Origin of the sequence: Microcoleus sp. T3_A4, assembly GCF_036700465.1 — a bacterium.
GTDB lineage: Bacteria > Cyanobacteriota > Cyanobacteriia > Cyanobacteriales > Microcoleaceae > Microcoleus.
Map to the genome: position 1 here is coordinate 18765 of NZ_JAUBOY010000035.1, position 22310 is coordinate 41074.

The following is a 22310-nucleotide window of genomic DNA, read 5'->3' on the forward strand; positions in this document are numbered from 1 at the left end:
TAAACAAGACTTACGCAACTGGCACATGGTGATGAGTCCGATCGCCCGCAGGGGAAAAATGTGACCGGGACGGCGCAAGTCTTGAGGATTGGTGTCCGGGTGGATGGCTACTTGGATGGTGCGGGCGCGGTCTTCGACCGAGATGCCGGTACTGACGCCGTTGACTGCATCGATGCTGACGGTTGCAGTGGATAGGGGAGGTTTACCGGGTAACGATCGATCGAGGAGAATTGTGGCTGAATTTAGGTTATTTGTCAATTCGCGATCGGGCAAAAGCAATTCCGAACGAAGGATGAAATTTCTAGTTTTAAGAGTTCCTAGACTCGTCAACGAAGGCTTTTAACTCAATAGCATCGTGACTGCAAAACACGCGCACATCTTTACTATGCTGCACCGATAATGCGTGCAGCCGACCTTGATTGAGCAACCTAGCCTTGCGATCGACCTCCATCATCCATTGGTAGGCGCGCAGACCGGGCGTGCAGCGTCGGTTAGCGGCATCCATCTCGTGTCGGTAGAAATAGGCATCACCTGCGTGCAGAAGCCAGCCATCGGGTGTATCAATGGCAATGCCAGCATGACCGCGCGTGTGGCCCACCAACGGGATTAGCAAAATCTCCGGCGGCAACCCGTCGAGGTCGCGGACTGCTTCAAAACCGAACCAAGGTTCGCCACCCGCCGAATAGTATTTCCAGCGTTTGACTTCATCCCACTGCCCCGGACGATAGCGCCTTTTTGTGATGAAACCGTGCCGATCCTGTGCGGCATCGATTTCAGCCTGCATGACGTGTACCGTTGCTTCCGGGAAATCCTCTAGACCACCGGCATGATCGAAGTCGAGGTGGGTTAGCACAATATGGCGCACATCGCTTGGTGAAAATCCTAGCTGTTCAATTTGATGGATTGCCGTGTACTTGCGATCGAACTGGATGTTATTAAAATAAACGAAAAACGGGCTGAGCCGGGAGTAAGGGGACTGAATATCCCGCAATCCGAAGCCGGTATCAATCAGAACCAGTCCCTGATTCGTTTCAACAAGCAGACAGTGGCAGACGAGGTTAGCCGTCAAGCCGCGACTGAAGCCATCGAAAAGCGCCCCTCCAATGGGACACATACAGCCACAATTGAGATGATGAATTTGCATAAATGTGCTGCACTAAATTACTTAGGCGGGAACCATTTATTCCTCAGTTCGCATCCAAGGCCGATGCTGCATAATGCCCTCGATGAACGCCTGAGAAAACTTTGCTAAATCGCCAATACTGGGAGAAGTAAACACGCTTTTATCGGCTGCAATCAGGCCATTATCTGCGATGTTTACTTTCTTTAAATCTGCACATAAGAATAGTAAGACGGGCGTGAATTATTTGTTAGCAGAACCCGGTTCAGTAAGCTGGCGGTGCATTTCGGCATTAACGGTATCAGGTAAAACTTTGCTTGCGCTGGCGAGAATCTTTGTCTTGAGTGAACCGGCGATAATGTCGTCCTTACCCGCCATCAGCGCCTCGAAGCCCTGCTTGGCAACTTCGGCCGGGTCGTCTTTCTTGTCTGCGCCCGCCTTCGTGTCGTCCATTCCCGCCCGATGGAAGAAGTTGGTATCCGTCGGCCCTGGCATCAGCGCGGTAACGGTGACGCCTGTGTCCTTTAACTCGTTACGCAGCCCTTCTGAGAAGGAGTGTATAAATGCTTTAGATGCTGCATAGACTGCCTCGAATGGCCCCGGCATTAGGGCGGCAATCGACGAAGTGAATAGAATCCGACCTTGGCCTCGATCGACCATATCCTTAACTACCCGTTTAGCCAAATGCACAGACGAGACAACGTTGAGGTTAATCAGATTTAGTTCGTCCTTCAAGTCTGTCTCGCGGGCAAAGTCGCCCCCGACGCCGACACCGGCATTAATTGCGATCGCATCCACTGGCCGATTAGTCGCTTTTATCTGGTTGTAGAGCGTCTCAACACCGTCGTAGGTAGCGAGGTCTGCCTGCACTGTATCGACTTTGGCACCGAGCCCCTCAAAGGCTTGAGCCGCTTCATTGATGCTCGCTCCGGTGGCGGTGACTAGGAGATCGAAGCCGTTTTGAGCGAACTGTTTGGCGAGTTCGTAGCCGATACCGTTAGAGGCACCCGTCACGACAGCCAAGGGCCGGGTCAACGAACTGTTTATAACCATTTAAAATCCTCTGTAACTGCTCCACGCTCTTTTGTCTAGGCTTGCTTCTGTCTGTACTAGACAATCTTTGTGGACTGTGGACGTTCAACTTTTACAATGCTAGGGAGGTAGGAGTGCGATCGCATCTTTCCCAGGACATAAACTTTTAGGCATTTAAATACGGTAGAATCGAAAACAAACTTCATGCAATTAGTGTAAAAATCACAGCCGAGAATCATCTTAGAGAAAGAGCAAATAGAGAAACTACATAAAGCCTTAAAAAATGAATAAAATGGAAATATTAAAGAAATAATTATACTTAGATAGCAATCCTTGCAGGAGTCGTAAAATTTTTACCCCACCCCAACCCTCCCCGCGAGATCGGGGAGCGAGTAAGAAATTCACAAATGATGCGAGGATTGCTATCTAAGTATAAAATGCGCGTAGATATGGCTAATAACTCTTTTGATAATTATTGGGGAGCCGCCATTATCGGGCGCTAAATCGGATGCGATGAGAGACGGGAGATGGAAGATGGGAGATTGACTCGGAAGATTAATCCTGGGCTAAAAACATTTATCTCTGGTGGAACGGGCAGGAGGCTTGTCCAAGGAGAACAGTGCCGGATGTCAGTTATAACTGAATCTCAGGCACTGGTCTCAATCAGACCCAATCAATCTGGTAACAGCGACAAAAAATCTCAGATATCAGGTCGATCGCGCAGCAAGAAACCAAGCGGAGGATGCCAAGAGTGTAAGATGTCATTTATCAAGAATACTTTCGGTTGCCGATTGCGCGCTCGGCACCCAACATTGAAAATTATGACAGCCAATTGCTGATTCTGCTGGCTTCATGTTATAGTGGTTTTCCAAGAATTAAATTCGGTTGCGTAGTTTGTTGGTGTTTATTTACAAGCGTCTCTCCGAATCTAAGTCTCTGCACCCTAATGATTCTGGAGATTTTATGTCGATTTACGTGGGTAATCTTTCATATGAGGTAACATCAGATGACCTCAACGAAGTATTTGCCGAGTACGGTACTGTAAGCCGCGTCCAAGTGCCAATGGACCGGGAAACAGGCAGGATGCGGGGTTTTGCTTTTGTGGAAATGGCAAGCGAGGCAGAAGAAGCAGCAGCCATCGCAGCTTTAGACGGTGCTGAGTGGATGGGCCGTGACTTGAAAGTCAACAAAGCCAAACCTCGCGAAGACAACAAACGCTCATCGGGTGGCGGCGGCGGCTGGGGCGACAAAGATCGCTCTTCTCGACGCTACTAAGCTTTGAGACTGAAAATTTGAGTTTTGGTAGTTGACGGCAGGTGCGAATGCTGCTTTTTTTTCGGGTTGTTCGATCGACCCATCCAATAAAACTCCCAAACCTCTAAATCAGTTTTGCCCCCTCCTTGGAGGGGGCTTTGTTTTTGGCGAAAAATCCCGCGAGATACGCCCGCGGTGCAGTTCCCACTCTAGTTCGTGATTCAGTACCCTCTTAACTGCTTTTTTTAAGAGGCTGTCGGGATTTCGCGGCTCGACGCCTGTAAACTATCAAACTAGAATTAAGCAGCAAGAAAAGCTAGAATAACGGCAAAACTGAATATTGCCTAGAACAGCAAAACTATCTTTACCGAAGATTAGTCGAGAAAACCAGCCGAATATCAGCCAATATCTTGATTTTGCCTGAATAAAGATGTCCAAGGTCTACAGCACGGCGGAACTCATTAAAATCCTCGAAGAAGAGCGCCAAGCCTGCTTGTATGGGCGGCGCCTCAACTTGACTGAAACTCCTGCTACAGGCAACCCCGTGATTGACCGCTTTCTCAAATCTGAGGGCGTACAGAAGTTCACTGCTTATCAAAATTTTAAGGCAGCCGTACACGAATACCAGCGGGAACATCAAGTTTCTGGGATTGTCTGGCGGGAAATTGCGGTTAAAGGCAATACTCTACGCTATCCGGCAGTGGATGACGAATTAATAGCTCTACCGGTTGATTTGATTACGTTGAAGGCAGCTAAGATTGCTATGTTGGAATTCTGGCAGCAGGTAACTGCCGGGATGGATTTGTATTTAAGTGTTAACAGCGGAAAGGATTTTCGATCAATCGAGTCGGTTGATGTAGAGGCTATAGCCCAGCGCACAGAATGGGCCAGTCTCTCGAAGTGGGAAAAGTTGGATTTCCTAGAAATTTTGTTGCAGTTGGGCTGGGGGAAGCCGGAGGAAGCTTATTATAAGAGGGGATGGCCGACCTCGGGCAGTGAGTACATTCACGCCGTAAAACCCGGACAGCGGCCGATTTGTTAATTAGTCAGTAGTCAGTAGTCAGTAGTCAGCAGTCAGTAGTCAGTAGTCAGTAGTCAGTAGTCAGTAGTCATAGTGCTGTCCCCGCTCGCGAACGTTATTAGTCAGTAGTCAGTAGTTACTAATTATTGCGAGATATTCAAAACAAATAACAAATAACAATTGGCAATTGGCAATTGGCAACTGCCAACTGTCAACTGTCAACTGTCAACTGTCAACCGTCAACTGTCAACTGACATCTGACAAAGCATCAAGCCAAACCACTGATTTGGATCTGTCCAAACCTGCATAGGCATTAAACCACGCTGCGAAAGTTCTTTTTTTACAGTATTGAGATTAAACTTGCGCGATATTTCGCTGCGGATAGTTTCTCCCGCTGCAAATTCAACCGTTAAATTGAGAGAACGCAACTGCACTGTTTGCGCTTTTTTACTTTTTAAGTGCATTTCAATTTGACATTCCTCTTGATTGTAAAAAGCCCAATGCTCGAACTGTGCTAAATCAAAATTTCCCTCATATTTTCGATTTAAATGCCGCAGCATATTCAAGTTAAATGCCGCTGTTACTCCTTGACTGTCATCGTAGGCAGGCTCTAAAATATCCTTAGATTTGTCCAAGTCAATTCCCAGCAAAAAATACTCTCCCGGCTGCAATGCACCGACAATTTGCGAGAAGAATAAATCGCATTCTTGAGCGTTGAGATTGCCGAGGGTACTGCCTAGAAAGCAAATCATTCGGGTTGGCAACGGCGACGGTGCAATTTTAGCTAAGGCTAATTCGTAAGTGCTGACAAGTCCGTGAATCTGGAGCGACGGATAATCTGCTAACAGTTGACAAGCGCTGCTTTCTAGGATAGTAGGACTGATGTCGATCGGCAAATAGTGCAGGGGATATTCCAGTTGACTGTAAGCATCGAGGAGAATCCGAGTTTTGGTGGAACTGCCGCTGCCGAGTTCGACGATTTCGCAGGGGCCAGTTAAATTGGCGATCGCCCCCGCGCACCCCTGCAAAATAGCCGTCTCAGTGCGTGTCAGGTAGTATTCCGGCAACTGGCAAATCAACTCGAACAGGTTTGAGCCGCGATCGTCGTAGAAATACTTGGGAGGCAGGAATTTGGGGGTTTGAGTCAACCCGCTAACTGCATCGCTGCCAGCATTGATTTCTGCTGGTGTCAGTGCCGCAGCGCTCACCAGGCGCTCTAAGTGCAGCCGGTTTTCCTTTGTTAAGGCTGAGTTTGTCGTATCGGACAGTCTTGGGGATTTCATAAAGTAATTTTTAGATGCACATATCGGTATAGCACGCAGTCGCGTTGCCAAATATCGCGCTCAAGTCAGATTTTTCATGCGGCTCTGGATTCTGTATTTTCTCACCGGATGGATCTCGCATCCACAATTAAAACTTAAAGTTTATCCACAAAAATTATTAAATAATTAACAAATCTTGTTTTACTTGAGCTTGTTACATGGAAAAAAGTTGGGCATTTCACAAACAAATTTTGTCCCCAATTCCCTCTCCAGCCATTTATCTGATGTTTGTCAAATAAGCATTTGTAATGCAAGTATGAAGGAATTTGTTCATAGGCAAAGTCCGATGAATAAATTTTTCAGTATGAAGAAATTTGATGGTAATTATAATTACCTAGCGAACTACTTAGCGCAGCGAAAACCAGCAATAATTTGCCGCACGCCGGGATAATACCAATTCCGAAAGGTCGATCGCAGTGCCTGCGGAAAAGTCGCCCAACTCCCCCCTTTTAAAACCCGGTGTTTTCCATCAAAATAAACTTGAGAATATCCCCTGTAAGGGTAACTTTCAAATCCCGGATAGGCGTCAAAGGTTGAAGCAGTCCACTCCCAAACATTGCCCAACATATCATAGCAGCCGATCGCACTTGCTCCTTTGGGAAAGGCATCGACTGGCGAGGTATTGGCAATATTATTGCCGTGATTGCACAGGCTGCCGTTTGGCGGTTCTTCTCCCCAAGGATAGATGCGATATGTTTGATTTGTGGCATCCCAACTGGCAGCTTTTTCCCATTCGGCTTCCGATGGCAAACGCTTGCCGATAAAGTTGCAGTAAGCTTCGGCTTCATACCAACTCACCCCGCAAACTGGATGGTTGTTGAAAGCTGAATTTTCTGACCAGTAAAGCGGTTGAGAGACGGCTTCGCCTTGCAGCCATTTCCAGCCGTCCGCTGACCACCAATCAGGGTTTTGATAGCCGCCGGATTCCATGAACTCTCGGTATTGACGGCAAGTGACGGGGTAGCGATCGATCGAGTATGCTTCTAAATAACATAGGTGGCGCGATCGCTCGTTATCCAAAGCCTCAGCAGCATCGCTTCCCATGTAAAATTCCCCGCCCGGAACTTCAATCGCTGAATTGGGAATGGGGAATGGGGCATGGGGCATCGGGAATTGGGCATTGGGCATTAATATTCCTTCTTCTTTCTTCCCTCTTTTTTCTGCCTTATTCCTGTGCATTTGCAACACGAAAGCAACAGTTTCGCAGTGCTGGCTTTCGTGCTGAATAATAAACCGCCAGAGACCTTCTTGCTCGTCGATCGGCGCTACTTCCAAATAATCGAACACCTTTTTTCTCACCTCGTCCAGATATAATTCAACTTCTGGTAACGTCGGCAGAAAAACCCGTTGTTTTTTGGGCAAAATATCAGCAGCAAACAGTTGGTGATACTGAGGAAAGACAGGTTTCAAGCCAGCGCACCGTTGCAACAGCCACAAATCCTCAGTATAAGCAATGTGACCTAAGTGCCAGCCAACTGGACTGAAATCAGGATGAGCTTGACGGCAAAAAGTATCATAATCGATGTCTGCAAATAGCTTGAAAGTGCCGCTGCGACACTGCTGCAAATCGCGATAAATTGCCTTTCTACAAGATTGGATAGATTTCAATATCACGCTCTACTCCGGTACTGATAATGCTCTGGACTGGGCACTCGTGCCAATTGCCTGCAAATAAAGGTTCAGAAGCAATGATGACAGAATCCGGGAAATTTAAATCGTCCCGCAGCCAATAGAGGGAAGGAGGGGTTTTTTGGGAAGCAAAGCGAGAGGCAACAAGCTGGTGTCCGTCGCTGATAATTATATTAGCTGAAAATTCTACTTGGTGAAAGTTTGCTAGCTCTGCCACAGTTTTCAGCGTGTTTTGCAAAGCAGCTTCTAGAGTCACATTGGTGGCTGTCAATTCATTGACAAACAAGCCGAAAATATGCTCTGAATCTGTAGTACCGTTAATTGATTGATAAAGCGTATCGCTGAGTCGATCGCGAATTGGTCTGTAAAGAGTTTGCCGAAAATTCTTCACGAAGCCGTTGTGTACGAACAGCAGGCGATCGTTCTGAAACGGCTGACAGTTGCTCAAATCTACAGCTTGTCCTGAAGTTGCACTGCGAACATATCCGATCGCGCATCCAGATTCAACGTATCGACTGATACTCGGAAGGTTAATGTCGCTCCAAATTGGCTGTACATTTTTATAGGTAAACGGGTCAGTATCTAGGTGCGGGTGATACCAACCAATACCAAAACCGTCAGCATTGAGTAGACCAGAAGTCATTTCGCGGGGCTGGTAACTCTGCACAATTAGGGAATGTTCCGGCTTGTACAGAATAGCATCAAGTAAAATCGGCTCCCCTAGGTAGCCAAGCAAACGGCACATAAAATTTTTGCAGCAATTTGATTAGCATTGTAAGTCATGAGCCGAAAAATTGCCCGATCGCGCATCTTCAGCGCTGGAAGGTTTTTTGTAGCCCGCTGCCAGCATCGCAGTACAAACGATACAGTTAAGGTATAACCCCTGCAACACAAGGAGACTCTTGAATGTTCATCGACGAACTCATCCCAATGGCGAAAGAATTGATCGAACAGCCGATCGCCTTCGCGGGCGGATTTTTATCTGGCCTGCTTCGACTCAACCTTCACGAAGATCCCGTTAAAAGCTGGATCGACGAGCAAGCTGGTTCAACTTCCTACACTACTCCCCCAGCCGAACCCACCAACGGTAAAAGCACGGGGCCTCAGTCAATCTCGATCGACTAAGGAAAAGCAGTAACATCCTCCCAACGCCAAACTGATTACAGTTATGGCGTGGGCTTCCAAACTTCACAGTTTGGCTTTTCGCGTTTTTCCCTTACGGGATTTCCACACTGGGGTAGATTGAATTGCTCAGTCCCCGCTAGAAAGTCTGCACAGACACAAGCGATTCCTGCAGAGCCTTTCTCAGATAGATGAAGTACAATAACAGCAGTGTGTAAACCAGTTCCAAATATTGTGCTGAGAAAGTTGACGGAATGCAAAGTCGATCGCCTTTCCTAATTATTGATAATTTGTTATGTTGATAAAACTGAAAATATATTTAAGTTTTGACCATAAATTCTCAGGTTTGTGATCCATGGCGCGAAGGGGGCGACAATTATATTACTTTCGCCCCTTTTTTTTGATTAGTTTCTTTACTTGTTTTCTCTATTTATATGACTATTTTCCATCACTAACAAAGCATTTTTCCATGGTTTGGGTAGGTTGTCGCATCATAAATGTCTCAAATGTAATTGTATCATTTTTTTTTAATTAACTTATATTAGAACTTTATGAACTCTTATATAGCAATCCTTGCAGGAGTCGTAATTTTTTTACCCCACCCCAACCCTCGCCTTAGCCGCTCTGAGGGAGTAAGAAATTCACAAATGATTTAGGAATGCTATACCTTGTTAGTCGCTTTGTTTCCGAAGATGCTTGGTGATTCCTCGCCCACCCATCAGTGATCTGATTAAAATCAAGTATTGTTCAGGGGTGGGATTCCTCGCCGCCCCAAAACTTATATCCTCACTCATCCGCAGGGCGAGTGAGGATATGAGTTTTGATTAAACTAACTATTGCAGCCAGTACCAAGGGTTGGTGAGTGCGGCAAATCCTTTTAGTCAGAGTCGATCGCCCAGTTGTATGCTAGATAGCACTTGACAGTTAAATTAAAAGGTTATTATGTATACCACAACAAGTTCAGTTCGATCGACATGACTATCTACATTGGAAATCTGTCTTACCGCGCCACCGAAGAAGACCTCAAAGCAGTATTTGCAGAATACGGCACAGTCAAGCGAGTTGTCTTGCCTACCGACAGGGAAACCGGTCGGATGCGCGGTTTTGCATTTGTTGAGATGATGGAGGATGCCCAAGAAGACGCTGCAATTGCCGAATTAGACGGTGCAGAGTGGATGGGGCGCCCCTTGCGAGTGAACAAAGCTAAACCCAAAGAAGAGGGAAATCGAGGCGCTGGTATCAAGAGAAACGACGGATATTAGTCCGCGATGCGGCGGTTGACATCCTCTCGAAACCCACCTGATGCACCAGTACGCCACTAGCGCCGAATTGCAAGCAGCAGTTGATTTTGGGGATGAAATGTCAAATCCGCTGCACAAAAATATCGCTTCTTTATGGGCTGCACTTGATTCCTAACTTTTTGAGAAAGACAGAATTTATACACGCTAGTCTAGAAACCCGATTTCTGCCGCGATACCTCGCTGGTAAAAGCAAAATTTATCAGGAGAAACCGGGTTGATGAGCGTTTATCTTAGAAAGAGTAAACTCGCCCTTTTTCATCAATATAAACTGACCGGTCTTGCCTAGTGCGGCCGTCTGATCTAGTGATGCGAATCGTCAAAATGTTTGTCTGCGAGTCAACGTTATAGTCGTATTTCAAAGTTGCGGTTGCTGTTGTGGCATTAATCGGAATATTGGCAATGTCCCCGGTACGATTGCTGATGCGAACACTGATGTTTCTGCTGGCTCCGACTGGCAAGGATGACAAGCTGCCACCTGATTCACCGTATTCTAGGTTCAATCCCGTTTCATTTAACAGTCTGAGGGTAATGTTGCGAGTATTGTCAACCTGCGCTTGAGGTTGCCAAAATCCGGGTTTTGTCCCGCCGTCAGTTGCAGGTTGAGATAATGCTGGGTGAGGATGCAGAAAGGCTAGGGCGGCAAGTATTGCTGCGGTTGCAATAATTTTTGATTTCACGGTTTGTACCTCCGGGTCAAGAATTGGTGATATTTCTATCCTAGCTTTAAAATCGGAGATTTTGATAGCGGAAGGAAAAAGAATGAAGAAGGAAGAAGGAATAAGCAATAAGCAATAAAAAAAAGGGTTTCACCAATTACAAATGTCCTCACTGTCTGCGCGGTTGATATATCTAATTAGAAACAGGGTTTCTGTAGTTGTTAATAGTCCTGGACGCATGGGTTGTCTAGAAACCGGGTTTCTGAGCGGGTGGCTGCTTGCCAAAGCTATGATTTAGAGTAGAAACCGGATTTCTGGGGTCAAGTGAGTCCGGGAGTTGTTAATTGTTAATTATCGATCGAGCGAGTTCTAGGAGTAGGCGCTGTTCGGCGCGGACGATCGCCCTGGAAGTTTGTTCTGCAGCATCGACATTGACCGAAATAGACGAAATTCCCCACCGCACGAAGGATTCAACTGTGTCGGGATACAATGCGGGAGCGTCGCCGCAGATTGAGCAAGGAATGCCGGCGGCCCGGGCCTGTTTGATTAATTGTTCGATCGCCCTCATCACTGCTGGATCGCGCCCGTTGAAAGCACCTGCCACCTGGTCGGAGTGGCGGTGAATTCCTAACAGCAATTGAGTTAAATCGTTAGTGCCGATAGAAACTCCTTGAACTCCGGCTTTTACGTAATCGGGCAATAAAAATAACACCGAAGGAACTTCCGCCATAATCCACATTTTAAACTCGCTTGAGCGGTTTTTCCAAACTGTTTCTAAGCGCTGGCGGCAGTATATAAACTCGTCAACAGAGCGCACGAAAGGCAAAATTAAATTAACATTGGTATGACCTGACTCGCCGACTTTTTGAAGTACGCAGAGTTCCCAATCAAATAATTCTGGTTCAAAGGTATAACTGAAACTGCCGTGGGCGCCTGACTCCCGTAAATCGAGAGATCGATAAAATATTGGCCGCGGCGAAACGGCAGCAGCAAATAAGCTGAGGCAATCCGCCATGCGATCGACAAATTCCGATTGGCGGCCGTCTTGTAGCCAAACTTTGGGGTTTTGACAGTCCAAAGCTTCTAATGCCATTAATTCCGATCGCAGCAATCCGATGCCGTCTATTGGCAGATTTTTGAGGCGGTCAATCGAACTTGTTTGGCTGACATTAACTAGCAGTTGAGTCGCCGTTGGTGGGCCCCAAACATATTGAGTAGACTCAGATTGTCGAGATTTAGACGCCCAATTGGACGATCGATCGGAGGTAGAAGATTGGTGCTTAGCTATTGACATTTTCGCTGCTGTACTGTATACATTTGCCTTTTTTGCTGTGTCCCGAAGTCGGCTGCTGTCTCCTGTCTCGATCGCATCCTGTTGGGCGAGGGCAAAAACTTCTCCGCTATCGCCGTCTACCAAAACCGAATCGCCCGAGGCGATCGCCCGCGTCGCCCCGGTCACTCCCACAACGGCGGGAATCCCCAATTCTCTCGCTAAAATGGCGCCGTGGCATGTCATGCCTCCTTGTTCCGCAATCACTCCAGCAGCAATCTTCAGCCAAGGCAGCCAATTCGGCTCGATTGTCCGGGCTACCAAAATGCCTCCGGCTAAGAATTCCGCGTTTTCTGGGTGGGAATTAGTCATAACTTGGGCAATTGCTTCGGCTTTTCCTGATGCTGCTGCCACACCTCTGAGTATGGCAGGAGTTCGGGCTGGGGCGATCGAGTTTGGGTGCGGGAGGGATCTCGAATTTTCCTCTAGTGGCGCGACTTTTTCCCCTTTGACAAGACGAACTTGAGTGAAATAAAACTGCGCTTTCCCGCTGTTTGCTGTCTGATTTAGCGTCCACTCGAAAATTAAATCCGAGTCAAATTCGGCGATCGCTTTTTTACTCAATTCAATGATTTCTTGCAGTTGCGATTCCTCTAAAACGTATTCTGTTTGTGCTTCCTCTCCCAGCGCTAAAACTTGCACGCAACAATCAGCAAAATCAGGAATTATAAATGGAGAATCGGGAATTGGGAAAGCAGCAAACTTGCCCAGTAGCAGTTTTTTTTTCGGTTCACCATCGCCGACTTTGAGATTGTAGGCTAATGTTTTGTAACCGATCCGCTGGAATTTAACAGCGCTTGTTTCTGGCTGCACTTGATAGTAATCGGGGATGGTTTCTCCCCTAGCGAGGGACAATCCCAAACCGCTGGTGGCTTGGATTTCCCACTGTGCACCCGCCTTTATTTTTACCTCGCCCGCGGCGATGGCTTCTTGAAGTGGCTGCACCAAAACTGCGGGATTGATTTGCTGTACCCGCAGACCGCACCGCTGCCAGTAAAATAGACTTCGGGCTCTGAACATTTCTGCCCAAGCTCGTTTGAGTCCGTCCCCAATGGCTTCGGGTTCTGCCCGTACTGCCTGAGACGCCAGAATGCCGACTGTTTTCGGGTTCCAGGAAGTCAGGGAAGGGCGAAAAATTAAGGCTGTGGAGTTTAAGTTTGACTTGGAGTTGAGTTGAGAAACAGCAGACTCTAGGGTGGAGAGCAGTGAATCTGGTAGTTTGCCGGCGAGGATTTGGTGGCGGATGCTGCGGGCGATCGATTGCAGTTGTCTGGGTTCATCGACATTCAAGTGCAGTGAAGAGTGTGGCCAGTCAGCAAACAGCGGTTCTAGGCACTCGATCGACTCTAAAAACTGCCAGAATGTGGTAGCCGGTACGACAAAACCCGGTACAACGGGATGATTTTTCTGGAGCAAACAGCTCAAGTAAAATGCTTTTTCTCCCACTGCATCTCTGTCTGAAGGTTGAATTTTGTCTAACCAGTAGAGGTTTTTCACGCTGCGAGCCTGTCGGTGGAAACTGATTGAAGTTGAAAGTTTTTCCCATTAATCACTTACGACAATTTTAGGATGAACAAGCGAAAATGGACGGGATTAGTCAAATCTTTTCTCAATCTATTTCTTAAGTCTAACTGTCCTCTTTGTCAGCGACCGGCCGCCGGAGAGTTTTGTCCGTACTGTCACAAGCAACTTCAGCGATGTCAGTTAAGCGATCCTGGTCGATTTTGGCATTCAGAGCAGCGTGTTTTTGTGTGGGGTGAGTATGGCGGGGCTCTCAAACGGGCGATCGCAGCTTTGAAATATGACGGCAATCCGCAATTAGCAAAACCTCTAGGCGGCTGGCTGGCAGAATCTTGGCTGAGTTTTCCCGAATTAGCTATAGACAATCTAACAGTTGTACCGATTCCCATGCACAAAGAAAAGGTCAAGGAGCGCGGTTTTAACCAAGCAGAACTGTTGGCTGAAAGTTTTTGCGAGGTGACTGGTTTGCCTTTGCAGCGGCACGGTTTGGAGCGGGTGAAAAATACTCAGGCTTTATTCGCTCTGACGCCACAGCAGCGGCAAGCGGAAATGAAAAATGCTTTAAGTTTGGGGAAAGATTTTCGTCGTCGCCTCCCGCGCGATCGAGTGCTGTTAGTTGATGATATTTACACTAGCGGTACTACGGTTAAGTCGGCAATTCAAATATTGAAACTGTCGGGAATTTCGGTTTATGGAACTGTGGCACTTGCAACTCCGAATAAGGGCGATCGGTAGGCTATTTTGTCTTTTAGTTTAAAAATGTTTGTAGTGAGGACATGATATTAATCAGAATTTGCTAACAAGATTTTTTGGGAAAACGAACCGCGAAGACGCGAAGTCCGCGAAGGAAGAGAAAGAAGGGAGAGAGTTTAGGCGGAAAGTGGGAATTGATTGCTGATGTTCCAGCGGCTGCCGTCGTGAAGCAGTAAAGTTAACGCCGAAGCGGTAAACTCAAAGTGGAGCGATCGCCCGGAGAATTCCAACCAAGCCGTTTGAAAATTCTCTTTAGTTAAATCGCGAAAGGCTACTGTCATGTGTGGTACAAATGGGCGACTTTGAGAAACTCGATCGACTATTCCCAAATTTGCCTCCATATAACTCATCAAATCTTTGTGAATCTCCAGCAATTCGGGTGATTTGACAACATCAGCGTAAATGACGCGGGGCGCGAAAGCAGCAAAACCGGATAGAGTAACGGGAATTGGCAGCCGATTTGCAGAAAACTGGTTCAAACTTTCCTCTAATTTGGGAACATCCTTCGCTAACGAGTGAAAAGGAGGTTGTAGCGTGATGTGCGGCGGCGAATTCAAAGCTCCGCGGCTGTTGTAATGTTCCGCAAAATACAGTTTAATCTCAGTAATCTGGTGTTCAATATCGGGAGGCGGCACTAGGGCAATAAAAAATCGCTGTTTTGACTGGTTCATAGGATAACATCGCAGTTGAGAAAGGATGGTGCAAAATGGAATATAGAGCATTTGCCCTAGATCCCATTGCTGATCGCCCATTCCCAATCTAAAATATAAAATCTAAAATCCCAAATAAAAATGCCTTGGTTTGTCAAAATTGAGCAAGGAATTGTCGAAAAGCCTGTTTTTGACCAATACGTGCCAGCTCACAGAGCTTATGTCCGAGAGTTGATTTCTAAAGGACACCGAGCGAAAACTGGCTACTGGGCGCGGCGGGGCGGCGGTATGTTGATGTTTGAGGCGGATTCGATGGATGAGGCGAAGGCGATCGTCGCTGAAGACCCGCTGGTGAAGAACGGTTGCGTTATTTATGAAATTTATCACTGGTGTGTGGTTGAAGAATAAATAACTGTGTTATACTCATTTATGAACTGGACCCACGCGATTCCAACGCCCAAATCTTGTCAGGACCGGAAGGTAGCAGCAACACGGGATGCTTGTAATAGGCGTGGTCTCCGGTTCACCCAGTTTTATGAGGTGTAGCTCCTATGCCTGGTTTCGGAGATATTTTACAAAAAGCAGTTTACCTTGGTGTCGGGCTCGCTTCCTATGCGGGTGAAAAAGCTGGCAGCAAGTTAACTGAATTACGCACTGAAGCCCAAAAGCTGGCAGACGAATTGGTGAAGCGGGGCGAGATGTCCACGGAAGAAGCTCGCCGCTTTGTTGATGACATGGTGCAACAGGCTCAGCAGCAGCCCCCCGTAGCCTCGGCTGGGAACGAAAAACCCGCTGAACCTCGGCGGATTGAAATTGTTTCTGAGGAAGAAGATGTCTCGGCAAAAGATGCTAAAGAGACAGGCGGCGTAGACAAGCTCCGCGAACAGGTGCAGAATTTACAAGAGGAATTGCGGCGGCTGAAGCGGGATTAAGCAGGAAAAAGCTCGCTCAGCAAAGCATGAAGGGAACTCAGGATAATAATCTTGAGTTCCCTTTTTGAATATCTGCCCTCTCAGAGGTGGACGGATATCAGGCAATAGGTAATAGAATTGAAAGTAGGTGCAAGCACTTCACTTGAGGCTGGCTGCACTTGTCTGTAAAATATTTTGTAATAGCAAGCTGTCAAATTCATGGAAGATTGGTCTAAAGATTTTTTTGGAGTAATGGAAAATGCTGTTTCTGAAGTAGAGCATTTTTTCACCGAAATGGGCGAAGAGTTTGTCGAAATGCTGGACGTTTTGGCAAAAATGTCGGAAGAGTTTACAGAACAAGTACAAAATAATCTGATTAACGACATAGACGGTTATTTCAATGAATTTGACGGTTTATTTAATGAATTTATCGAACCGATAATTGAAATTTGCCGCGACTTCGACCCGGAGTTTGATGAGATAGATTTGTCGATGGTTACTTATGTAGACCCTTCGCCGACGCAGCAGCCGGCTTGTCGCGGTTGTCGCAACTATCACGGTCAAGTTTACGGTGGCAATTTGTTGGTTTGTGCGATGCACCCTACTGGTGTGGAATCGGAGAGTTGTGCGGATTGGGAAACAGACGGCGATGCAGATTTTTAATGACCCAGTTGAGTTGTTGAGGGTTTAATGGCTTATGGTAACGTCAATTCAGTCTCCGTCAAAGATTTCTCTGGAAGAGTTTCTGCTATTGCCAGAGACTAAGCCGGCTAGCGAGTATGTTGATGGTCAAATTTATCAAAAAGCTATGCCACAAGGAAAACACAGTACGTTACAATTCGAGTTTCCATCTGTTATTAATCGAGTTGGCAAGCCGCAGAAATTAGCTTATGCGTTTCCAGAATTGCGCTGCACTTTTGGGGGGCGTTCTATTGTTCCAGACATAGCAGTGTTCGAGTGGCCGCGCATTCCTCTGAATTCTCAGGGAAAGATTGAAAATAGGTTTGAAATTGCGCCGGATTGGACAATTGAGATTTTATCGCCGGAGCAAAGTTCAACTCGCGTAATTAATAAGATTCTGTTTTGCCTCAAGAATCATACTAAATTAGGTTGGCTGATTGACCCGGAAGAAGAATTGGTAATTGTTTTTAAACCGCAGCAGGAACCTGAGATTAAAGAGAATGAAGATATTTTACCTGTACTGGATGTGCTGTCGGATTTGCAACTTTCGGTGGCAAATTTGTTTGAGCTGTTAAGTTTTAATTAGAAATGAGTTACAGTTGAGTCAGGGTAAGTTGGCATCTAACGGCATTTAAAGGTGAATCGCTCAACGGCTGATAATTCGCAATTTGGGTTTCCGAAGATGCCGCCATCGCTGCAATTGCGACAGTATCAGCGAGTGGCGGTTGCTAATTGGTTTGCGAATCAGGGACGCGGTACGCTGAAGATGGCGACGGGTAGTGGCAAGACGATTACTGCACTGGCGATCGCCACTGAATTATACAATAAAATTAACCTGCAAGTCCTGCTCGTAATTTGCCCTTACTGCCACCTGGTGAATCAGTGGGCGCGGGAATCGGAGAAATTTGGTTTAAAACCTATTTTGGCTTTTGATAGCGCCCGCACTTGGCAGAATAAGCTGGCTGGGGGTTTGTATGAAGTGCGATCCTCTTCGAGGGCTTCGCTAACGGGCGAACGAACATTTCTCACAATCATCACTACTAATGCTACCTTAATGGGAGATAGTTTGCGATCGCAACTGCGCTATTTCCCAGAAAAAACCCTGATTATTGGAGACGAAGTTCACAACTTAGGCGCGCCGCGTTTAGGAGAAAGTTTGCCGCGCAATATTGGACTGCGACTCGCCCTTTCCGCCACTCCAGAAAGGCATTTCGACGAACAAGGAACCGAAGCTATTTTAGATTATTTCGGCCCTGTTTTGCAGCCTGAACTCACCCTGGCTGATGCTATCCGCCAAAAAGCATTAGTACATTATTTATACTATCCAATTTTAGTAGAATTGACCGAAGCCGAAACCCGCAAATATTCCTACTTAACTAAAAAAATTGGCTGGGCGCTTTGGGGCGATGAAAAAGTAGAAGAAAACGATGCTTTAACGACTTTATTAATGCAGCGAGCCCGGTTAATTGGGGCAGCGGCTAATAAATTAACAGCTTTGCGAGAATTAATGATTCACCGTCTCGACACAGCCCATACTTTATTTTACTGCGGCGATGGTGCGATTGAAGGAGGTGCCCGCCGAAATAACAACCGCCAACTAACAGAAACCGCGAAGTTATTGGGTTCAGAATTAGGCTACCGAGTTAACACTTATACTGCGGCAACTCCTTTAGCAGAAAGAGAACGATTGCGCCAACAATTTGAGAGTGGAGAATTGCAAGGTTTAGTCGCGATTCGCTGTTTGGATGAAGGCGTTGATATTCCAGCAATTCGCAATGCTGTAATTTTAGCAAGCAGCAGCAATCCGCGCCAGTTTATTCAGCGCCGGGGACGGATTTTGCGGCCGCATCCGGGGAAGGAAAGGGCAACTTTATTTGACATGATAGTTTTGCCTCCAGATTTAGGTCGGGAAACATTAGAAGTCGAGCGCAATTTGCTGCGAAAAGAGTTAAAGCGGTTCTTGGAATTTGCGGATTTAGCCGACAATGCTGGGGAAGCGAGAGTGAAATTGCTGCAAATTCAGAGGCGTTACGGGCTATTAGACATTTGACATTTATTAAGCTTCGGTTTATGTTTGAGAATAGAGAATTATTCGAACGCAGTTTGAGTTGCTAGTTTTTAATATTTGAAAAAAAATGACTGAAAATCTGCATGAAAATCTGATTATGGCTTTTAGATATGAAGATAGTGCGATCGCAGCCGTACCAAAAAGTATTTTAGCAGAAAATCGTTCTTCTTATCAAACTCATCAGGAATTGAGCGACGTACAGGAACCAATTACTAGCGCGCCGCCCGAAGTCCGACAAATTATCGAACGGGTATTAGAAATTGAAAAAGATAAACTGTACATGAGGGCTCCCCGCTATATTAGCGATGACATTTTGAAAGTTATTAAGGAAGCAATTGTATGAAACTGATTTCAATTAGTCTGTGCAATTTCCGGCAGTTTTTCGGCCAAACACCCGAAATTAAGCTGGCCTGGGGCGCGCAAAATATTACAGTGATTCACGGCAATAACGGTGCTGGAAAAACAGCTTTGATGAATGCCTTTACTTGGGGACTTTACGGAAATCTGAGCGCGGGTTTTACGGAAGAACAATCAGTAAATAAACGCGCTATTGCGGAAGCCAAACCGGGCAAACGAGTACCTTGTTGGGTGGAAATCGTGTTTGAACACGACAGCAAGCGCTACCAAGTAAGGCGCAGTTGTCATGCTTACAAAAGTCAACATAGTGTCGAACACAGCAAAGGCGAATTGTTTATGCAGGTAGCAAAAGATGACGGCCGCTGGATGCTACCGCCCCAGCATCCTGATGATATTATCGGACGAATTTTGCCGGAAAGTTTGCATCAATATTTCTTTTTTGACGGAGAGCGAATCGAGCAAATTGTCCGCCACGATAAGAAAGCAGAAATTGCTGAAGCTACTAAGGAATTGCTGGGAGTAGAGGTGCTGAATCGCTCGATTAGACATTTGGGAGATGCCAGAAAGTCTCTAGAAACAGATTTAAGAATGATTGGCAGTTCCGAAATTAAGAAACTTTTGAAAGAAAAGCAAAAATCTCAAAAAGAGGCAGAACAATTTTTGCAAAGAAAATTAGAAATTGAGCAAGAATTGATTCATCAAGGCGAGTTAAGAAAAGCAGTTAACGGTGATTTGCTGCTACTGGGCGGTGCCGCCGAATTGCAAAATTTGCGAGACGAATTGGAAAAGCAGCGCCATTTATTTAAGCAACAAATTTCAGAAGCTACAGATGCTCTAAAACGCTCAATATCTATGCGCGGTTACGCGGTATTTCTGTCAGATGCGGCGGTTGAATTTGAAGCTATTGTCGGGAGTTTACGAGAATGTGGCTCGTTGCTTTCGGGGATTCAGCGGCCGTTTTTGGAAGAGTTATTAGCGCAGCAGCGGTGTATCTGCGGTGCGGAATTAGTGGAGGGTTCTGAATCTCACCAACAGGTTAGCGGTTGGATGGATAAGGCGGGTGTTGGCGATGTGGAAGAAACAACTATTCGGATTAGCGATCGGGTAAATGAAATTGATAGGCAAGTGGCTGATTTTTGGGAGGAAATTGACAGACAGCAAGGCAATATCAGCCGCGATAGAACCGAACTTTCTAGGGTGGAAAATCAGTTAGACGATATTCACAACAAGCTGCGAAATTTTCCTGAAGGCGATGTCAGCCGCTTGCAAAAGCGCTTGGATGAAATTGAGGCAAAAATTGGCGATTTGCACCGGGAAACAGGCTCTAACCAGCAGCAGATTGAGAGTTTGAATGCGTCGATCGCCAATCTGGACAAGCAAATCGATAAGCAGCAACTGAATGAGCAAAGGCAAGTATTGGCCCAGCGCCGGATTGCCGCGACTCAAGATGCGATCGATCGCCTAACTGAAGTGCGATCGCGCTTAGAAAAACAGTTTTGTTCTCAGTTGGAAAAGCGGGTGCAAGATATTTTCAGTCACATTTCTTTTACTCCTTATATCCCCAAGTTGAGCGATAAATACGAACTGACGCTAGTAGAAAATACGTCTGGTAAAGAATCTTTGGTTGCAGCTTCTACAGGAGAAAATCAAATTCTCAGTTTATCGTTTATCGGCGGGATTATTGAGGGCGTGCGGGAGTGGAGTCAAAAAAATACTTTGATGGGCCCGGATAGCAGTACGTTTCCAATTGTGATGGATTCTCCCTTTGGTAGTTTGGACGAGATTTATCGCAAGCAAATTGCAAATAAGCTGCCGAAATTGGCGAATCAATTGGTGGTTTTGGTGACAAAAACTCAGTGGCGCGGAGAAGTTGCTCAAGAGATGGAAAGTTGCACCGGCAGGGAATACGTCCTGGTGTACAATTCTCCGAAAGCTGATTGTGAAGAAGATGCGATCGAACTGGGGGGGACGCGCTATCCTTTAGTTAGGCGGAGTCCAAATGAATTTGAATATACGGAAATTGTAGAGGTGGATTATGACTTCTAATTCGGCAATTACGCAGGTTTTGGAAACAGATATTTGGGTGAAGGCGACGTGGGAAGAGTTTCTGAATTTTGCTGAGGATTCAGCATGGGAAAAGGGCAAGTTTTATTACTACCAAGAACGTATGAGGGTAGAAATGTCACCAGTAGGGCCATTGCACAGTCGTCATAATTCAGTAGTTTCGAGAGTTGTCAATTTTTATACTGCTTTTAGAAATATCCGAATAGTGGAGTTAATTAATGCCAGTTTTCGCAAAACAGGTATTCGGGAATTTCAACCTGATTTGTCTTATTATATAGGTGCAGATTTTGAATTGCCTCCTCGCACGAATACGCCAATTAATTTGAATGTGTTTGCACCTCCAGCTTTAGTAGTGGAAATAGGAGCATCTTCTAGTGCCGATGATTTGGGAGTAAAGCGTTTAATTTACGAACATTCTGAAGTCCAAGAATATTGGGCAGCTAATGCAAATACGAATGCAGTATTTGCATTAGCTATTACTGCTGGAGGGAGTGGGACAATTCAAAATTCACTGGTTTTACCTGGCTTAGAAATAGCGTTAATAGAGGAAGCTTTGAACCGGAGTCAAACAGAAGATGATGGGGAAATTAATCGCTGGTTGATTCAAACTTTTAGTCAAGGTTGAAAGGAGTTTGACGTGAAAAAAGAGTATCATAAGTTGGTGCGCGATCGCATTCCTGACATTATTCGCCAAAGCGGGAATGAATGCGAGTTTGTAATTTTGTCTGAGGCAGAATACCGTCAAGCTTTGCTGCAGAAATTGATTGAAGAAGCGGGGGAAGCGGCGGAGGCCCACGAGGAAGATTTGGTGGCGGAATTGGCGGATTTGTATGAGGTGATAGATGCGGTGATGGCGAGTTTTGGCATTTCGGGCGATCGACTTTTGGACGAACAAACGAAGCGGCGGGAAGCAAGAGGAGGTTTTGCACAAAAAATTATGTTGTTGCGGACATTCTGAAAATTATCTGCGTTAATCTGTGTTTATCTGCCTCAAATCTGCGGTTACTCTATCAAATTACTCACTTAAAAATTACATATTAATCCCAATGGCTGCTAACAAAATTAGAATTGCTAAAGATAAAGCGGAGTTAGTCAAATCATTAACTTTATCGGATAACAACTCCGCGCCATTTCAGACTTACGCTGATGTCATCGCCTTCGCTGCATCATTGGGAAAGCAGCGGAAAAAACGATCGCCTTTAGGGGAAATTTCTAAACGAGAACCGGGGGCGATAGATGTTGATATTTTTGTATCGAGGGGCTACGATATGGCGATTAAATTAATTGCGATCGCCGAAACCAAAAATCCTCAAATTCTCTCCCATCTCGACGAAAAATTGGAAGCAGAACGCTTGCAAATTTTTGAAGAATATGCTAATGGCGGACTGGAGATTTTGCGCGAAGAGTTGCGGGGTGCGGCGGATTATACCGATCGCCTTTTGTTGGTGTTGATTTCTGAAAGAGACAACCAACATCGGTCAAATGAAGAATTCGATTTAAGCAAGTTTTTATTTTAAT

The 22310-nt window shown here is 46.0% G+C and carries 23 protein-coding genes, 1 other RNA gene and 1 pseudogene; 16 read left to right on the forward strand and 9 right to left on the reverse strand.

Annotated elements, in window-relative coordinates; genetic code table 11:
* Window positions 1–42: 42 nt before the first annotated feature.
* The 3 genes and pseudogenes from QUA07_RS30095 to QUA07_RS19960 form a co-directional block, all read right to left on the reverse strand.
* Window positions 43–183: pseudogene (locus QUA07_RS30095) on the reverse strand (3,4-dihydroxy-2-butanone-4-phosphate synthase); the annotation flags it as partial.
* Between the two features lie 124 nt (window positions 184–307).
* A complete protein-coding gene (locus tag QUA07_RS19955) occupies window positions 308–1144 on the reverse strand; it encodes an MBL fold metallo-hydrolase (RefSeq protein WP_333328281.1) in 837 nt (278 codons plus the stop codon).
* Window positions 1145–1363: 219 nt separating this feature from the next.
* Window positions 1364–2173 (reverse strand): SDR family NAD(P)-dependent oxidoreductase, encoded by an 810-nt coding sequence (locus QUA07_RS19960; protein WP_333328284.1) that lies wholly within the window; start codon window positions 2171–2173, stop codon window positions 1364–1366.
* Window positions 2174–3115: 942 nt separating this feature from the next.
* On the opposite strand from QUA07_RS19960, the gene QUA07_RS19965 reads away from it, so the two are divergent.
* Both QUA07_RS19965 and QUA07_RS19970 read left to right on the forward strand, forming a co-directional pair.
* Window positions 3116–3427, forward strand: a complete 312-nt coding sequence (locus tag QUA07_RS19965; protein WP_333082386.1) for an RNA-binding protein — start codon at window positions 3116–3118, stop codon at window positions 3425–3427.
* Between the two features lie 409 nt (window positions 3428–3836).
* Complete coding sequence (locus QUA07_RS19970; RefSeq protein WP_333328287.1) at window positions 3837–4448, forward strand: hypothetical protein; 612 nt, start codon at window positions 3837–3839, stop codon at window positions 4446–4448.
* Window positions 4449–4666: 218 nt separating this feature from the next.
* On the opposite strand, the gene egtD is transcribed toward QUA07_RS19970, so the two are convergent.
* The 3 genes from egtD to egtC form a co-directional block, all read right to left on the reverse strand.
* Window positions 4667–5710 (reverse strand): L-histidine N(alpha)-methyltransferase, encoded by a 1044-nt coding sequence (egtD, locus tag QUA07_RS19975; protein ID WP_333328290.1) that lies wholly within the window; start codon window positions 5708–5710, stop codon window positions 4667–4669.
* 381 nt (window positions 5711–6091) lie between these two features.
* The gene (egtB, locus tag QUA07_RS19980) at window positions 6092–7363 is read right to left on the reverse strand and encodes an ergothioneine biosynthesis protein EgtB (RefSeq protein ID WP_333328293.1); all 1272 of its coding nucleotides are present in this window, start codon (window positions 7361–7363) and stop codon (window positions 6092–6094) included.
* Window positions 7335–8123, reverse strand: coding sequence for an ergothioneine biosynthesis protein EgtC (gene egtC / locus QUA07_RS19985; RefSeq protein ID WP_333328296.1), 789 nt, complete (start codon window positions 8121–8123; stop codon window positions 7335–7337). Before egtC ends, egtB begins: the two co-directional genes overlap by 29 nt.
* Before the next feature lie 161 nt (window positions 8124–8284).
* On the opposite strand from egtC, the gene QUA07_RS19990 reads away from it, so the two are divergent.
* Together QUA07_RS19990 and QUA07_RS19995 are read left to right on the forward strand one after the other, a co-directional pair.
* Window positions 8285–8503, forward strand: coding sequence for a hypothetical protein (locus QUA07_RS19990; protein ID WP_333040721.1), 219 nt, complete (start codon window positions 8285–8287; stop codon window positions 8501–8503).
* A 971-nt stretch (window positions 8504–9474) separates the two neighbouring features.
* On the forward strand, window positions 9475–9762 hold the full coding sequence (locus QUA07_RS19995) for an RNA recognition motif domain-containing protein (RefSeq protein ID WP_015179076.1): 288 nt from the start codon (window positions 9475–9477) through the stop codon (window positions 9760–9762).
* A 269-nt stretch (window positions 9763–10031) separates the two neighbouring features.
* Here QUA07_RS19995 and QUA07_RS20000 read toward each other — a convergent pair whose 3' ends face one another.
* Window positions 10032–10478, reverse strand: a complete 447-nt coding sequence (locus QUA07_RS20000; protein WP_333328299.1) for a hypothetical protein — start codon at window positions 10476–10478, stop codon at window positions 10032–10034.
* Window positions 10479–10797: 319 nt separating this feature from the next.
* Window positions 10798–13284, reverse strand: coding sequence for a putative PEP-binding protein (locus tag QUA07_RS20005; RefSeq protein ID WP_333328302.1), 2487 nt, complete (start codon window positions 13282–13284; stop codon window positions 10798–10800).
* A gap of 72 nt (window positions 13285–13356) precedes the next feature.
* Here QUA07_RS20005 and QUA07_RS20010 point away from each other — a divergent pair, with 72 nt between their 5' ends.
* The gene (locus tag QUA07_RS20010; protein WP_333328305.1) at window positions 13357–14043 is read left to right on the forward strand and encodes a ComF family protein; all 687 of its coding nucleotides are present in this window, start codon (window positions 13357–13359) and stop codon (window positions 14041–14043) included.
* A gap of 134 nt (window positions 14044–14177) precedes the next feature.
* Here the strand turns inward: QUA07_RS20010 and QUA07_RS20015 are convergent, their stop codons facing one another.
* Window positions 14178–14732 (reverse strand): 2'-5' RNA ligase family protein, encoded by a 555-nt coding sequence (locus QUA07_RS20015; protein WP_333328307.1) that lies wholly within the window; start codon window positions 14730–14732, stop codon window positions 14178–14180.
* A 120-nt stretch (window positions 14733–14852) separates the two neighbouring features.
* On the opposite strand from QUA07_RS20015, the gene QUA07_RS20020 reads away from it, so the two are divergent.
* The 11 genes from QUA07_RS20020 (at window position 14853) to QUA07_RS20070 (ending at window position 22309) form a co-directional block, all read left to right on the forward strand.
* The gene (locus tag QUA07_RS20020; protein WP_333328310.1) at window positions 14853–15119 is read left to right on the forward strand and encodes a YciI family protein; all 267 of its coding nucleotides are present in this window, start codon (window positions 14853–14855) and stop codon (window positions 15117–15119) included.
* A gap of 23 nt (window positions 15120–15142) precedes the next feature.
* Window positions 15143–15239, forward strand: an RNA gene (gene ffs / locus QUA07_RS20025) — signal recognition particle sRNA small type.
* Between the two features lie 23 nt (window positions 15240–15262).
* Entirely contained in the window at window positions 15263–15643 is a 381-nt protein-coding gene (locus QUA07_RS20030) for a phasin-related domain-containing protein (protein WP_333056143.1), read from the forward strand.
* 198 nt (window positions 15644–15841) lie between these two features.
* Window positions 15842–16285 carry a hypothetical protein gene (locus QUA07_RS20035; protein WP_333082395.1) on the forward strand — a complete coding sequence of 148 codons (444 nt, stop codon included), beginning with the start codon at window positions 15842–15844 and terminating at the stop codon, window positions 16283–16285.
* 34 nt (window positions 16286–16319) lie between these two features.
* Complete coding sequence (locus QUA07_RS20040) at window positions 16320–16889, forward strand: Uma2 family endonuclease (RefSeq protein WP_333328314.1); 570 nt, start codon at window positions 16320–16322, stop codon at window positions 16887–16889.
* Between the two features lie 96 nt (window positions 16890–16985).
* The gene (locus QUA07_RS20045) at window positions 16986–18353 is read left to right on the forward strand and encodes a DNA phosphorothioation system restriction enzyme (protein WP_333328393.1); all 1368 of its coding nucleotides are present in this window, start codon (window positions 16986–16988) and stop codon (window positions 18351–18353) included.
* 85 nt (window positions 18354–18438) lie between these two features.
* Complete coding sequence (locus QUA07_RS20050; protein ID WP_333328317.1) at window positions 18439–18714, forward strand: hypothetical protein; 276 nt, start codon at window positions 18439–18441, stop codon at window positions 18712–18714.
* On the forward strand, window positions 18711–20774 hold the full coding sequence (locus QUA07_RS20055) for an AAA family ATPase (RefSeq protein WP_333328320.1): 2064 nt from the start codon (window positions 18711–18713) through the stop codon (window positions 20772–20774). Before QUA07_RS20050 ends, QUA07_RS20055 begins: the two co-directional genes overlap by 4 nt.
* Entirely contained in the window at window positions 20764–21417 is a 654-nt protein-coding gene (locus QUA07_RS20060; protein ID WP_333328323.1) for a Uma2 family endonuclease, read from the forward strand. Before QUA07_RS20055 ends, QUA07_RS20060 begins: the two co-directional genes overlap by 11 nt.
* A 12-nt stretch (window positions 21418–21429) precedes the next feature.
* Window positions 21430–21750 (forward strand): nucleoside triphosphate pyrophosphohydrolase, encoded by a 321-nt coding sequence (locus QUA07_RS20065; protein WP_333328326.1) that lies wholly within the window; start codon window positions 21430–21432, stop codon window positions 21748–21750.
* A gap of 88 nt (window positions 21751–21838) precedes the next feature.
* Window positions 21839–22309: a DNA phosphorothioation-associated protein 4 gene (locus tag QUA07_RS20070; RefSeq protein WP_333082402.1), complete on the forward strand. Its 471-nt coding sequence runs from the start codon at window positions 21839–21841 to the stop codon at window positions 22307–22309.
* Window position 22310 lies beyond the last annotated feature (1 nt).

Bases quoted from the DNA above. Each gene is read 5' to 3' on its own strand.
- QUA07_RS19955 (WP_333328281.1), bottom strand. From the start codon at position 1,144: ATGCAAATTCATCATCTCAATTGTGGCTGTATGTGTCCCATTGGAGGG.
- QUA07_RS19960 (WP_333328284.1), bottom strand. From the start codon at position 2,173: ATGGTTATAAACAGTTCGTTGACCCGGCCCTTGGCTGTCGTGACGGGT.
- QUA07_RS19965 (WP_333082386.1), top strand. From the start codon at position 3,116: ATGTCGATTTACGTGGGTAATCTTTCATATGAGGTAACATCAGATGAC.
- QUA07_RS19970 (WP_333328287.1), top strand. From the start codon at position 3,837: ATGTCCAAGGTCTACAGCACGGCGGAACTCATTAAAATCCTCGAAGAA.
- egtD (WP_333328290.1), bottom strand. From the start codon at position 5,710: ATGAAATCCCCAAGACTGTCCGATACGACAAACTCAGCCTTAACAAAG.
- egtC (WP_333328296.1), bottom strand. From the start codon at position 8,123: ATGTGCCGTTTGCTTGGCTACCTAGGGGAGCCGATTTTACTTGATGCT.
- QUA07_RS19990 (WP_333040721.1), top strand. From the start codon at position 8,285: ATGTTCATCGACGAACTCATCCCAATGGCGAAAGAATTGATCGAACAG.
- QUA07_RS19995 (WP_015179076.1), top strand. From the start codon at position 9,475: ATGACTATCTACATTGGAAATCTGTCTTACCGCGCCACCGAAGAAGAC.
- QUA07_RS20010 (WP_333328305.1), top strand. From the start codon at position 13,357: ATGAACAAGCGAAAATGGACGGGATTAGTCAAATCTTTTCTCAATCTA.
- QUA07_RS20015 (WP_333328307.1), bottom strand. From the start codon at position 14,732: ATGAACCAGTCAAAACAGCGATTTTTTATTGCCCTAGTGCCGCCTCCC.
- QUA07_RS20020 (WP_333328310.1), top strand. From the start codon at position 14,853: ATGCCTTGGTTTGTCAAAATTGAGCAAGGAATTGTCGAAAAGCCTGTT.
- QUA07_RS20030 (WP_333056143.1), top strand. From the start codon at position 15,263: ATGCCTGGTTTCGGAGATATTTTACAAAAAGCAGTTTACCTTGGTGTC.
- QUA07_RS20035 (WP_333082395.1), top strand. From the start codon at position 15,842: ATGGAAGATTGGTCTAAAGATTTTTTTGGAGTAATGGAAAATGCTGTT.
- QUA07_RS20040 (WP_333328314.1), top strand. From the start codon at position 16,320: ATGGTAACGTCAATTCAGTCTCCGTCAAAGATTTCTCTGGAAGAGTTT.
- QUA07_RS20045 (WP_333328393.1), top strand. From the start codon at position 16,986: ATGCCGCCATCGCTGCAATTGCGACAGTATCAGCGAGTGGCGGTTGCT.
- QUA07_RS20050 (WP_333328317.1), top strand. From the start codon at position 18,439: ATGACTGAAAATCTGCATGAAAATCTGATTATGGCTTTTAGATATGAA.
- QUA07_RS20055 (WP_333328320.1), top strand. From the start codon at position 18,711: ATGAAACTGATTTCAATTAGTCTGTGCAATTTCCGGCAGTTTTTCGGC.
- QUA07_RS20060 (WP_333328323.1), top strand. From the start codon at position 20,764: ATGACTTCTAATTCGGCAATTACGCAGGTTTTGGAAACAGATATTTGG.
- QUA07_RS20070 (WP_333082402.1), top strand. From the start codon at position 21,839: ATGGCTGCTAACAAAATTAGAATTGCTAAAGATAAAGCGGAGTTAGTC.